General features: G+C 65.5%; 8 protein-coding genes. 5 read left to right on the top strand and 3 right to left on the bottom strand.

Annotation, left to right across the window (positions count from 1 at the left end; genetic code table 11):
• Window positions 1–27 precede the first annotated feature (27 nt).
• Together M5C71_RS15635 and M5C71_RS15630 are read right to left on the bottom strand one after the other, a co-directional pair.
• Entirely contained in the window at window positions 28–1,356 is a 1,329-nt protein-coding gene (locus tag M5C71_RS15635; protein ID WP_248768184.1) for an LLM class flavin-dependent oxidoreductase, read from the bottom strand.
• Between the two features lie 64 nt (window positions 1,357–1,420).
• Complete coding sequence (locus M5C71_RS15630; RefSeq protein ID WP_248768183.1) at window positions 1,421–3,856, bottom strand: TonB-dependent receptor; 2,436 nt, start codon at window positions 3,854–3,856, stop codon at window positions 1,421–1,423.
• 474 nt (window positions 3,857–4,330) lie between these two features.
• On the opposite strand from M5C71_RS15630, the gene M5C71_RS15625 reads away from it, so the two are divergent.
• On the top strand, window positions 4,331–5,341 hold the full coding sequence (locus tag M5C71_RS15625; RefSeq protein WP_248747685.1) for a P1 family peptidase: 1,011 nt from the start codon (window positions 4,331–4,333) through the stop codon (window positions 5,339–5,341).
• A 68-nt stretch (window positions 5,342–5,409) separates the two neighbouring features.
• Here M5C71_RS15625 and M5C71_RS15620 read toward each other — a convergent pair whose 3' ends face one another.
• On the bottom strand, window positions 5,410–6,789 hold the full coding sequence (locus tag M5C71_RS15620) for a tetratricopeptide repeat protein (RefSeq protein WP_248768182.1): 1,380 nt from the start codon (window positions 6,787–6,789) through the stop codon (window positions 5,410–5,412).
• Between the two features lie 328 nt (window positions 6,790–7,117).
• On the opposite strand from M5C71_RS15620, the gene M5C71_RS15615 reads away from it, so the two are divergent.
• Genes M5C71_RS15615 through M5C71_RS15600 form a run of 4 tightly spaced genes read left to right on the top strand, consistent with a single transcriptional unit; the run spans window position 7,118 to window position 12,202 of the window.
• Window positions 7,118–8,728: an ABC transporter substrate-binding protein gene (locus M5C71_RS15615; protein WP_248768181.1), complete on the top strand. Its 1,611-nt coding sequence runs from the start codon at window positions 7,118–7,120 to the stop codon at window positions 8,726–8,728.
• Window positions 8,725–9,714: an ABC transporter permease gene (locus M5C71_RS15610; protein ID WP_248747682.1), complete on the top strand. Its 990-nt coding sequence runs from the start codon at window positions 8,725–8,727 to the stop codon at window positions 9,712–9,714. Before M5C71_RS15615 ends, M5C71_RS15610 begins: the two co-directional genes overlap by 4 nt.
• Window positions 9,714–10,562 carry an ABC transporter permease gene (locus M5C71_RS15605; protein WP_177101819.1) on the top strand — a complete coding sequence of 283 codons (849 nt, stop codon included), beginning with the start codon at window positions 9,714–9,716 and terminating at the stop codon, window positions 10,560–10,562. Before M5C71_RS15610 ends, M5C71_RS15605 begins: the two co-directional genes overlap by 1 nt.
• Window positions 10,559–12,202, top strand: coding sequence for an ABC transporter ATP-binding protein (locus M5C71_RS15600; RefSeq protein WP_248768180.1), 1,644 nt, complete (start codon window positions 10,559–10,561; stop codon window positions 12,200–12,202). The genes M5C71_RS15605 and M5C71_RS15600 overlap by 4 nt, the downstream gene beginning before the upstream one ends.
• Window positions 12,203–12,225 lie beyond the last annotated feature (23 nt).

The raw sequence follows: 12,225 nt of genomic DNA, 5'->3' as shown, positions 1-12,225 counted from the left end.
TCCTACCCTCGATGGGGCGCTCGCCGCTCATGATCGGCTGAACCGGTTGGCCGGACGCGGCAGCCCGAGGTTTTCCCGCAGGGTGCGGCCTTCGTATTCGCGGCGGAACAGCCCGCGTTCCTGCAACAACGGGATCACCTGGTCGACAAACACTTCGATGGCGCCCGGGTAGTAGGGGAAGAACACATTGAAGCCGTCGCAGGCCCGGGCCTGGAACCAGGCCTCGAAACTGTCGGCGATATCGACCGGGGTACCGATCACCGGGTTGCCGCCGGCCAAGCGCAGGTACAGCTGGCGGATGCTGAGGTTTTCCTGGCGGGCCAGCTCCAGCACCTTGTCCCGGCGACTGCCGCGTTGGCCGACCGGGGTCTCCGGTAATGGGCCGTCGAGGTCGTAGCCGCTCAGGTCGATATCGTCACCGAGGGTATCGGCCAGCAGGCGCAGGCCGAGGACCGGGTCGATCAGCGCCTGGAACGCTTCGAACAGGGCCTGGGCCTGCTCGCGGGTATCGGCGATAAAGGGCGTGATACCGGGAAGGATCTTGATATGGTCCGGGTCGCGGTCGAAGTCGGCGGCCCGGGCCTTGATATCCTGGTAGAACGCCTGGGCCCCGGCCAGGTCGTGGTGGGCGGCGAAGATCACTTCGGCCACCCGCGCCGCCAGGGTTTTGCCGGCTTCCGAAGCCCCAGCCTGGACCAGCACCGGATGGCCCTGGGGTGGGCGGGCGACGTTCAGCGGGCCGCGCACCGAGAAGTGTTCGCCGCGGTGGTTCAGGGTGTGCAGCTTGCTTGGATCGAAGTACTGGCCACTGGCCTTGTCGCGGACGAACGCGTCATCGTCCCAACTGTCCCACAGGCCCTTGACCACATCGTGGAATTCCTCGGCGCGCTGATAGCGGTCGCCGTGGTCGATATGGCTTTCCCGGCCGAAATTCCAGGCCTCGTCGGAGACCACCGAAGTCACCAGGTTCCAGGCCGCGCGGCCCTTGGACAGGTGGTCGAGGGAGGCGAACTTGCGGGCGATATGGTAGGGCTCGTTGTAGCTGGTGGTCGCGGTGGCGATCAGGCCGATATGGCGGGTGACGGCCGCGAGGGCGGACATCAGGGTCAGCGGTTCGAAGTGTTCGGCCCGGGCGCAGCGGCTCAGGGCATCGTGATGATGACCCCAGAGCGCAACCACATCGGCGACGAACAGCGCGTCGAACTTGCCGCGTTCGGCGGTTTCGGCAATCGCCTTGAAGTGCTCGAAATCCAGGCTGGCATCGGCCTGGCCCAGGGGATGACGCCAGGCGGCGAGATGATGGCCGCTGTTGGCGAGAAAGGCGCCGAGCTTGAGTTGATCGGTACGACGGGTCATTGCAGGCTCCCGGTAAACAAGGCGGCAGCGCCGGGCCATCGGGCCGCGCGTGCCGCCAGGACGGTCAGAAGTTGTAGGTCAGGCCGGTGTACCAGTAGCCGCCCGTGGTGCCGTAGGGCGAGAAGTTGCCGTAGGGGTAGGCCCCCGAGGCACTGGGCAGGTTGGTGCGTTCCGGGTACAGGTTGAAGACGTTGTTGGCCCCGGCATTGAGGGTCAGGCTCTTGGTCAGGTGGTAGTCGACGTTCAGGTCGGTGATCCAGGCCGCCGAGAAACTGCGGTCGTAGATCGCCGCGGTGCCGTACTGGGTGTACTCGCCATAGCGGGTCAGGTTCAGGCCGATCTCGAACTTGTCGATGCTCCAGACGGTGCCCAGCAACAGCTTGGAATCCGGCAGGCCGTGCTTGAGGTTGCCCTGGCGCTGGCGGTCGTAACCGCCGTCCGGGCCCAAGGCCTGCTGGGCGGCGTCGGAGGCGTGGATGGCATCGATCGCGGTGGTGTTCCAGTTGAAGCCCAGGGTGTAGCGCAGGTTGCCGTAGGCACCGATGTCCTGCCGGTAGTCGCCGACCAGGTCGACGCCGCGGGTGGTGGTGTCGAGGGCGTTGGTGAAGTAGGTCACCGCCTGGTTGGTCGGCAGCCCGGCCGCCGCGAGGATCGCCTCGATCTGCGGGGTGCCGCCCAGGTAGCCGGTCTGGGCGATGCGGTCCTTGATCTTGATCTGGTAGGCATCCAGGGTGACGCTGGCGTTGTCGATCGGTTGCAGGGTCAGGCCGAAGCTGATGTTGGTCGACTTCTCCGGTTTCAGGGTGGTGGCGCCGAGGGCCTTGGCCACCGTCGAATCCACCGCGACATTGCGGTAGTCGAACAGGTTGCCGTTGACGCTGGTCTGCGAGGTCGAGCTGTAGATCTGCTGCGACAGCGACGGCGCGCGGAAGCCGGTGCTGAAGGTGCCGCGCACGGCGAGGATCGGGGTCAACTGGTAACGGGTGGAGAACTTGCCGTTGGTGGTGGTGCCCGAACCGTCGTTGTAGTGCTCGTAGCGCCCGGCGAGGTCGACGTGCCACTTGTCGGTCAGGTCCTGGCCGATCTCGCCATAGCCGGCCACGCTGGTGCGGCTTTTCTCCGCGGCGTCGGCCGGAGTGGTGCCGGCACCGGAAATGGTTCCCGGCGCAATCGGCGCGCCGCTGGCACCGGTGCTGAAGTCGCCGAGGGCATAGGAGTCATAGTCGCCCTTGCCGATCTTGTAGCTCTCGAAGCGTTGTTCCAGGCCCCAGGAAATCTGAGTCGGCTTGGCCAGGCCGAGGTCGAAGGCGCGGGTCAGGTCGAGGTTGTTGGTCCATTGGCTGAAGGTCTTGGCCCCGGTGTCCACCGAGGTCGGCGAGTCCGGGCCGAAGCTCAGGTTATAGGTGTGGCGCAGGGTGGCCTCGGCATGATCCTGGCCGTAGGTGCTGGACAGGTCGTAGTCCCAGCCGGCGGCCTTGCCCTTGCCGCCGAAGGCCACCTGGAAGTCGTTTTCGATAAACCGCAGGGTGTCTTCGATGCCCTCCGGGAACGGCGTGGCGATCCCGTCGAAGCTCGCCGGCTGGTGGAAGGCCAGGGGTTTTTCCGAGTTGCGCCGGGTGTAGGTGGAGAACGAGTAGAGGGTCAGGGCATCGTCCACCGGCAGTTCGGCGTTGTAGCCGAAGCTGAAGTTGCGCGCCTGGGGCAGGCCGGTGCCGTAGTAGGTATGGCGCTCGCTGGTGTTGCCGGCGCTGTCGGTGTAGGGCGCGTCGTCGGAGCGGTCGGAGGTGTTCTGTTTCTTCACGCCCAGGGCCAGGTTGATAAAGCCGTCGTTGGGCAGTGACAGCCCCAGGTCGCCGGTTTGTCGGGTGGTGGCGCCGTCGCCGTTTTCAAAGTTCTGGCCGTAGCGGGTGCTGAGGCTGCCGCCATGGTCGGTCTGCTTGAGCACGATATTGATCACGCCGCCGATGGCGTCCGAGCCGTATTGCGCGGAGGCGCCGTCGCGCAGCACTTCGACATGGTCCACCAGGGCGGTGGGGATCATGTCCAGGTCCACCGGTTGCGAGCCGGAGTTGAGGTAGGTGCCGTTGTTCAGCAGTGCGCTGTTGTGGCGGCGCTTGCCGTTGACCAGCACCAGCACCTGGTCGCCGTTGAGGCCGCGCAGGCTGATGGGGCGCACCACCGAGGTCGAGCCGAAGCCGGAGGAGGTCGGCTGGTTCAGCGAGGGCAGTACCTTGTTCAGGGCGGCGGTGAGATCGCCCTGGCCGGTGGCGAGCAACTGCTTGGAGGAAATCACGTCCACCGGCGCCGGGCTGTCGGCCAGGGTGCGGGCCTGGCCACGGTTGCCGATGACCACCACGGTGTCCAGGGGGTTATCGCTGGTGGTGTCGGCGGCCAGGGTCAGGCTGCTGTAGCTCAGTGCCTCGCACACGGCCAGGAACAGCAGGCTGTGGGTGAAGGTGTTGCGGGTGGGGCGCCGGTTGGCGGCACGTGTTGAACTCATGATGTGAATCGCTCCAGTGTGGTCCCCGCTCTGCGCCCTGGTGGGGGGCGATCGTGGCGGGTGAGGCGACGGGTGTGTGGGGCGTCGCCAGTGAGGTCAGTGGCGGCTTGTTGCCGGGCCGGGGGGGGGCGGCCTGCGGTCTCAAGCTCTGGTCAGGGCTGTAGAGCAAAGCCTGTGCCATTCTTTAAAAGCCTTTTTAAACAAGTAGTTAGCTCGTTTGTCGGGCAATGGCTGGTGTTTTTCTAGCAGCGGCGATTCAGGCTGTTGGTTTTTCTACAGCGCGCCCGTGGCGGGAGGTTCGGGGGTGTGGGTTGTTGGTTTTCCAGCAGTCGCCCGGGGGTGCTGGTGGGTTAGCAACAGTGGTACGGGAGGGGGCGCTAATGAAGTCGGGTGCGGGAGTGGTGGCACAGGCTTTGCTGGACCGTTGCGATCACGCTCCACTATGGAAGCCAACCACTTGTCAGGAAGTTTTTTATGCCACAACCGGGTTCCCGCAATCTGCTCACCGATGTGCCGGGCGTGTCTGTCGGGCATGCCACCGATGAGCATGTCGACACTGGTGTGACGGTGATTCGTACCGACGGCGCCTGGACGGCGAGCATCGATATTCGCGGCGGTGGTCCGGGTGGTCGCGAGTCGGCGGCCCTGGAGCCGGAAAACATGGTCGGGCAACTGCATGCGCTGGTGTTTGCCGGCGGCTCGGTGTTCGGCCTGGGGGCGGCGGATGCGGTGGCGGCGGCGTTGTCGCAGCAGGCAGTGGGTTTGCATCTCAAGCCTGGTGCGCCAGCGATTCCCATTGTTCCTGCGGCGGTGTTGCACGATCTGGCCAACGGCGGGGACAAGGACTGGGGATTGGAGCCGCCTTATCGCCGGCTGGGTTTCGAGGCGCTGCAAAGCGCCTCGCAAGACTTTGCCCAGGGCTCGGTGGGAGCGGGGCGGGGGGCTATGGCCGGGGTGCTCAAGGGCGGACTGGGTTCGGCATCGCTGGTGCTGGGTGATGGTTGGGTGGTGGCGGCGCTGGTGGTCGCCAATCCGATCGGCTCCGTCTATATGCCGGATGGCGAGACGTTCTGGGCCTGGCCCTGGGAGATCGCCGGGGAGTTTGGTGGTGTGCGTCCGGGGGCACCGATGGACGCCAGCGATCCGATGCCGGAACTGTCCCGGCTGGATTCCATGGGGCGGTTGCAGGCCGGGGCCAATACCACCTTGGTGGCGGTGGCCTGCAATGCCCGGTTGACCACCGCCGAGTGCAAGCGCGTGGCGATCATGGCCCAGGACGGCATTGCCCGCGCGGTGCGCCCGGCGCATCTGCCGTTTGATGGCGACACGGTGTTTGCCATGGCTTCCGGCGCGGTCGAGCTGGTGGACGGGCCGCGTCGCCAGGTGCAGATCGGCTGCCTCGGCAGCGCCGCCGCCGATTGCGTGGCGCGGGCGATTGCCCGGGGTGTTTTCGAAGCCCGGCGCGAGGCGCCGAATGGCCTGTAGGTCTGGGATCTTGAGCATGTCACGAACCTTGTGGGAGCTGGCAAGCCAGCTCCCACAGTGGATCGCGTTCAGCCAGGAATTACTTGTGTTGCCATTACCTGCTTGATTCGCTCTCGGGCCTGGCTGGCTTGCACAGGCAGCCCGAGTTCGGTGTAAACCTGTTCCAGATGGCGGTTGGTCGGGACATCCAGCGGGTCGTAGCCACGGCGCAGTTCCAACGTCTGCTGTGCCGCCCGCCAGTCCCCGCCGCGCAGGCGGGCGTCGAGTTCGATTTGCGCGAACAGATCTCGCTGTGCGTGACTGCCGCCGATATCGTTGAGCCGTGGCAGCACACCACTCAGCCGCTGCACAGCCAGTTCCCAATCACCCCGGGCCTGGGCCAGCAAGCCTTGCGCCAATGGCACCGTCACCTCGGCCCAGGTCGTGCGGCTGAACGCCGGCGCCCTGGAGGCGTGGGCCAGCAGTGACTTAAGCAGATGATCGGCTTCAGGTTTTCCGGCTCTGGCCAGGCCGTACAGATACTGCACGCTGAGGAAGGGTTGCACCGTATCCTCCGTGCGTTTCTGCAGATAGGGCGCCAGCGCCTGCCAGCGTTCACCGATATCGATGCCGGTCAGCTCCAGGCGGGTCAGCAGCGATACCGCGCCGACCTGATCCTGGGAGTACTCCGGCAGGATGCCCCAGACATGTCGGTCATAAATCTCCAGGGCGCGTTGCTCATGGCCGCGGGCCAGGTAGAACAGCGCCAGATGCCACCAGTTGTGGGTGTACATGAAGGAGTTGAGGCCCTGCCAATGGTCCTTCACGTTTTCCATGAAGTCGATGCCTTCCTCGATCCGGCCCCGGGTCAGCAGCACATGGGCCAGGGCGTGTTGGGCCCAGGGCTCGTCGGCTTGCAGGGCAAGGGCCTGGCGGGCGGCGGCTTCGGCGTCGTCCAGCAGGTGGCATTGTTCATAGGCGAAGGCCAGCAGGCCGTGGCTATGGGCGATATCCGGCGCCGCGTCGCGGGCCTTGAGGGCGATGCGCAACAACGCCGGCCAGTTGCCGCGATTGAACTCCACGTATTGGGTGAGCTTGGCGGCGAACAGGTCCCGGGGAAAGCGTTCCAGCAGTTGTTCGCCGAGGCCGAGCACTTGCCCCAGGTCGTCGGCGATCCAGGCGCGCAGCAGGGCCAGGTATAGGTCGGCCCGGGCATGTCCGGCGGGGGTGGCGCTTGCCCGCTGCCGGTAGCGTTCGGCCAGGACCGGGCCTTCGGGGGATTCGCTGAACATCAGCAGGATGCCGGCGAAGGCATTGGCCAGGCGTGACTGCGGATCGGCGTCGGCGGTGGCGAGGATCGACTCGGCGCGAGGGTGGTAGCCGAGAAAACCGCCGATGAACGCGTCGATGCCTTCGCGGGTCGCGGTGTGCTCGGTGTCGAGGGGGTTGCCCAGGTAATCCAGTGACATGCTCTTGAGACTCGGTGGTTCGAAGGCAGCGGGTCTCGCAAGGCTTGTGCCAGTCCTGCACAGGAGGCGTATCCCTCAAGTCATGCATCGTCAGGACTGACGTCTTCGCGGGCAAGATGGCTCCTACAGGATCGTGACGGCTGCTGCTTTTTCCACAGCCGGGCCAGTGGCTGTGGTTTTTTCATCAGCGCCAGCGCCCTCGAAAACCGCTCAAAGCCCGCAAAAGACCGCCTTCCAGGCCCTGGCACAGGCCTTGCTAAACCGCTTCAAAGGGCCGGGCGCCTGTCCGTGGTTGCCTGCCTGATGAATCTTTTCTGCGGAGCCCGCCATGCCTGATCTCACCCCGACCCATTCGTCTCACACCCGGCCCCTGCGCCGGGTGTTGCTCGGCCTTGCGGCTGGTGCGTTGATCCTGGCCGGCAGCGTCCAGGCCGAGCCCCGGGAGGGCGGCGTACTGAACCTGGTGGCCCAGCCGGAGCCGCCGTCGTTGATGCATGGGGTGGTCAGCCACGTCTCGACCCAGTACGTCAGCGGCAAGATCCTCCAGAGTCTGCTCACCTACGACACCGCGCTCCAGCCCGAGCCGGTGCTGGCAAAAAGCTGGACGATTGCCCCCGACGGCCTGACCTACACCTTCGACCTGCAGGACGGCGTGCATTGGCATGACGGCCAGCCCTTCACCTCGGCCGACGTGGTGTTCAGCTTCCAGACCTTCTACCCGGAGGTGGACAAACGTCTGGGCGGGATCTTTACCGACTATGTGACCTCCATCGAGGCCACGGGGCCGTTGCAGGTGGTCTTCCACCTGAAGAAACCCTTCGCCCCCTTGCTCTCTTCCCTGGGCAGCGGCCTGCGCCCCGTGGTGCCCCGGCACCTCTACGAGGGCTCGGATTTTCGCAACAACCCCTACAACCTCAAGCCCGTGGGCACCGGGCCGTTTGTCTTCGAAGAATGGAAACGCGGCGCCTATATCAAGCTGGGGAAGAACAAGGACTACTGGAAAAAAGGCCTGCCGCACCTCGATGGCATCGTCTTCCACGTGATTCCCGATGCCTCGTCCCGGGCCGCCGCGTTCGAACGCGGGGATATCCAGGCACTGCGCAGCGGCGATGCGGACTACTCCGATCTCAAGCGCCTGACCGCCTTGCCCGGCGTGCAGTCTTCGGAGAAAGGCTGGGAGCTGTATGCCGGCCTGGCCTTTCTGCAGATCAACACCCGCAAGCCACCGCTGAACAATCCCAAGGTGCGCCAGGCGATCCTCTATGCGCTGAACCGGCAGTTTATCGTCGACAATATTTTCTTCGGTTCCGGCAAGGTCGCCCAGGGGCTGTTTGTTTCCACCACGCCGTATCACGACCCGAACCTGCCGCAGTACAGCTATGACCTGAAGAAGGCCAAGGCGCTGATCGCCGAGTCCGGCGTGGATGTCGGCGCGGTGCGTATCCGCCTGCTCAACGGTGAGAAGGGCGGCGCCTGGGAGCGCCTGGCCGAATACACCAAGCAGGCCCTGCAACCCCTGGGCTTCAAAGTCCAGGTAGTCACCTCGGATGCCGCCACCTGGTTCCAGCGGGTCAGCGACTGGGACTTCGACCTGACCTACAACTTCATCTTCCAGATCGGCGACCCTTACCTGACCACCGCCTACCTCTATCGCTCGGACTACATCCTCAAGACCTCACCGTTTGCCAATGTCAGCGGTTACAACAGCCCGCAGGCCGATGCCTTGTGGAATCAGGTCGCCGACACCCCGGAAGGCGAGCAGCGTCGCCAGGTCTACAGCCGCCTGGAAAACCAGCTGAACATCGACCTGCCCATCGCGCCGATCTTCGAAATGCGCTACCCGACGCTGTTCCACAGCCAGGTCAAGAACCTGCTGCAAACCGCCACCAGCCTCAACGAGGACGATGAAAGCGTCTACCTCGACGGCCCGGCGCCATGAACCTGTTGCGCTTCCTCGGCGCCCGCTTGAGTCGGGCGCTGCTGATGATCCTCGGGGTGCTGGTGCTGAGCTTCCTGCTGATCCGCCTGACCCCTGGCGATCCGGCCTTGCTGATGGCCGGCGAGGCCGGCGTCGACGATGTGCACTATATCGACAACCTGCGGCATGACATGGGCCTGGACCAGCCGCTGGCCCGGCAACTGTTGATCTACCTGGGGCAGGTCGCGCACCTGGACCTGGGGTATTCCTACCGCAACCAGACCTCGGTCTGGTCGCTGATCGCCGAGCGCCTGCCCGCCACCCTGGCGCTGATGGGCTCGGCGTTCCTGCTCTCGTCCCTGGCGGGGATCGCCCTCGGCGTGCTCGCGGCCCGTAGCCGGGAGCGCCGGCCCTGGTTGGACGGGCTGATTTCCCAAGGCGCTTTGCTGCTCTACGCCGTGCCGACCTTCTGGCTGGCGATGCTGCTGATCCTGTTGTTTTCCGTACACCTTGACTGGTTGCCGGCCTTTGGCCTGGAGACCGTGGCCGCGGACTTCCACGGCTGGGCCTGGCTGGCGGACCGGCTGCGTCATCTGCTGCTGCCGTGCCTGTCCCTGAGTTTTCTGTTCCTGGCCCTGTATATCCATCTGACCCGCGCCGCGACCCTTGAAGCGCTGGGCCAGGAATATGTCTACACCGCCCGGGCCAAGGGCCTGACCCCACGGCGCATTCTCTGGGCCCATGTCCTGCGTAATGGGCTGCTGCCGGTGGTGACCTTTGCCGGCCTGCAACTGGGACAACTGGCCAGCGGCGCCTTGCTGGTGGAGGTGGTCTATTCCTGGCCGGGCATCGGTCGGCTGATGTACGACGCCCTCGCGCAACGTGACTACGGCGTGTTGATGGGCGGCTTCCTGGTGATCTCGACGCTGGTGGTCGGTTTCAACCTGTTGACCGATCTGGCCTGCCGGCTGCTGGACCCGCGTATCGGCGCCCAGGGTCAGTCCTGATGAATGAGGTTTCAGTGATTCGACGTTTTCTCGCACAACCTTCGGCGCTGATCGGCGCCGGTTTCCTGCTGTTGCTGAGCCTGCTGGCGCTGGCCGCGCCCTGGCTGACCGACAGTACGCCCTGGGAGATGAACACCACGCCGCTGTTGGCACCGTTCCAGGACCCGGCCCATTGGCTGGGCAGCGATATGCTTGGGCGCGATCTCGGCAGCGGCTTGTTGTACGGCGCCCGGGTGTCCCTGGCGGTGGCCGTCCTTTCGAGCCTGGCGACCTTGCTGGTGGGCGCCCTGGTGGGCGCGGTCGCCGGCTATTTCGGCGGCTGGCTCGATGGTGTGCTGATGCGTATCGCGGAGTTCTTCCAGATCATTCCGCAACTGGTGCTGGCGGTGATCCTGGTGGCGGTACTGGAACCGTCGCTGGGCTCCATTGTGCTGGCGATCACCCTGGTGGCCTGGCCAGGAGTAGCGCGCCTGGTACGTGGCGAATTCCTCAGCCTGCGCCAGCGCGAGTTTGTCCAGGCGGCCCAGGTTCTGGGGCAGTCGCCGCTGGCGATCATCACCCGGCAGATCCTGCCCAATGCCCTGGCGCCTTTGCTGGTGACCCTGACCTTTGTGATGGCGACGGCGATTCTCACCGAGGCCGCGTTGGCGTTTCTCGGCCTCGGCGATCCCGATGCCATGAGTTGGGGCTACATGATCAATGCCTCGCGCGGGCTGCTGCGCGAAGCCTGGTGGATGAGCTTGCTGCCGGGGCTGGCAATCCTGCTCTGCGTGCTGGCGGTCAATCGCGTGGGCGAAGGACTGCGGGTGGCCTTTGAGCCGACCCGTCGGCAGGGAGTCAACCCATGAGCCAGGACCGCACACCGTTGTTGAGCATCGAGCGACTGCGTATCGCTTTGCCCGCGGGCGCCGATCGCAGCCATGCGCTATATGACCTGTCGTTGTCGCTGGTGGCGGGGGAGTGCCTGTGCCTGGTGGGGGAGTCGGGTTCCGGAAAATCCATGCTGGCCAAGGCGTTGTTGCGCCTGCTGCCAGCCCCCTTGCGTGTCGAGAGCGGAACCTTGCGTTTTCGCGGCGAGGACCTGGCCGGCCGTGACGAGGAGGGGATGCGTCAGTTGCGCGGCCGGACCCTCAGTATGGTGTTCCAGGAGCCGATGAGTGCGCTTAATCCCTTGTTGAGCATCGGCCGACAGATCGATGAAACCCTGCGTGCCCATGGCGAGCGCTCGGCCCGGGTGCGCGAGCGGCGGGTGCTCGACCTGCTCGGTTATGTCGGCCTGCCTGATCCGATCCGGCTACGGCGGGCCTATCCCTTCGAGCTGTCCGGCGGTCAGCGCCAGCGGGTGGTGATCGCCATGGCCCTGGTCTTCGATCCGGACCTGCTGATCGCCGACGAACCGACCTCGGCGCTGGATGTGACCACCCAGGCGCAGATCCTCGACCTGTTGCGTCGTATCCAGCGTGACAAGGGCATGGCGATAGTGTTTATCACCCACGATTTTGCCGTGGTGCGGGCGATTGCCGACCGCGTGCTGGTGCTGGAGCGCGGCCATGTGATCGAGCAGGGGTCGGCCCGACAGGTGCTCGAGGCGCCCCGCGAAGCGTATACCCAGCGTCTATTGGCGGCGGTCACGGCGCAGCCGCTGGCGCCGCGCCCGTTATTGGCCGAGGCGCCCGAGGTCCTTGGCGCGCGACAGTTGGAAAAGCACTTCGTCGGTCGTGGCGGTTGGTGGAGTCGCCGCCAGACCCAGGCCTTGGCCGGGCTCGACCTGCACCTGCGTGAAGGCGAGACCCTGGGCATCGTCGGCGAGTCGGGTTCCGGCAAGTCGACCCTGGGTCGCTGCCTGGTACGCTTGCTACAGCCGGACAGCGGCAGCCTGGAGTGGCAGGGGCATGAGGTGGCGAACCTGTCCCAGGGCCGGCTGCGGCCGATGCGCGGTGAGATCCAGATGATTTTCCAGGACCCCTTTGCCTCGCTCAACCCACGCCAGACAGTGGGGCAGATCGTTATGACCGGCCCCTTGGCCCAGGGCGTTTCCCGGGCGGAGTCGGCCCGGCGGGCCCGCGAGTTGCTGGAGCAGGTCGGTTTGCCCGCCGTAGCGTTCGAGCGTTTTCCCCATGAGTTTTCCGGCGGTCAGCGGCAACGCATCGGTATAGCCCGAGCCCTGGCCGTACGGCCGAAGATCCTGATTGCCGACGAGTGCGTCTCGGCCCTGGATGCCCTGGTCCAGGTCCAGATTCTTGAACTGCTGGAGGCCCTGCAACGGCAGTTCCGCCTGAGCCTGGTGTTTATTACCCATGACCTGCGGGTCGCGGCCCGTCTGTGCGACCGCATCGCGGTGATGCAGGGCGGACGGATTGTCGAGCAGGGCGATACGGCCCGCTTGTTTGCCGAACCGCAACATCCTTACACCCGGACCTTGCTCGGGGCCGCCGCGTTGGCGCTGCCCGATACTTCCACCGAGCCGGCGGTGGTTGGCGCACTGTGAGTGCATCCTTTTTCTCTTGCGCA

The organism is Pseudomonas sp. MWU12-2345 (genome assembly GCF_023242385.1).
In the GTDB taxonomy this organism is placed as follows: Bacteria; Pseudomonadota; Gammaproteobacteria; order Pseudomonadales; family Pseudomonadaceae; genus Aquipseudomonas; species Aquipseudomonas gingeri_D.
Note: the sequence above shows the minus strand (reverse complement) of the source record. Positions and strands in the feature narration are given on the sequence as shown.

Excerpts from the sequence above, each read along its gene's own strand:
- M5C71_RS15635 (WP_248768184.1), bottom strand. The coding sequence starts at position 1,356 with ATGACCCGTCGTACCGATCAACTCAAGCTCGGCGCCTTTCTCGCCAAC.
- M5C71_RS15630 (WP_248768183.1), bottom strand. The coding sequence starts at position 3,856 with ATGAGTTCAACACGTGCCGCCAACCGGCGCCCCACCCGCAACACCTTC.
- M5C71_RS15625 (WP_248747685.1), top strand. The coding sequence starts at position 4,331 with ATGCCACAACCGGGTTCCCGCAATCTGCTCACCGATGTGCCGGGCGTG.
- M5C71_RS15620 (WP_248768182.1), bottom strand. The coding sequence starts at position 6,789 with ATGTCACTGGATTACCTGGGCAACCCCCTCGACACCGAGCACACCGCG.
- M5C71_RS15615 (WP_248768181.1), top strand. The coding sequence starts at position 7,118 with ATGCCTGATCTCACCCCGACCCATTCGTCTCACACCCGGCCCCTGCGC.
- M5C71_RS15610 (WP_248747682.1), top strand. The coding sequence starts at position 8,725 with ATGAACCTGTTGCGCTTCCTCGGCGCCCGCTTGAGTCGGGCGCTGCTG.
- M5C71_RS15605 (WP_177101819.1), top strand. The coding sequence starts at position 9,714 with ATGAATGAGGTTTCAGTGATTCGACGTTTTCTCGCACAACCTTCGGCG.
- M5C71_RS15600 (WP_248768180.1), top strand. The coding sequence starts at position 10,559 with ATGAGCCAGGACCGCACACCGTTGTTGAGCATCGAGCGACTGCGTATC.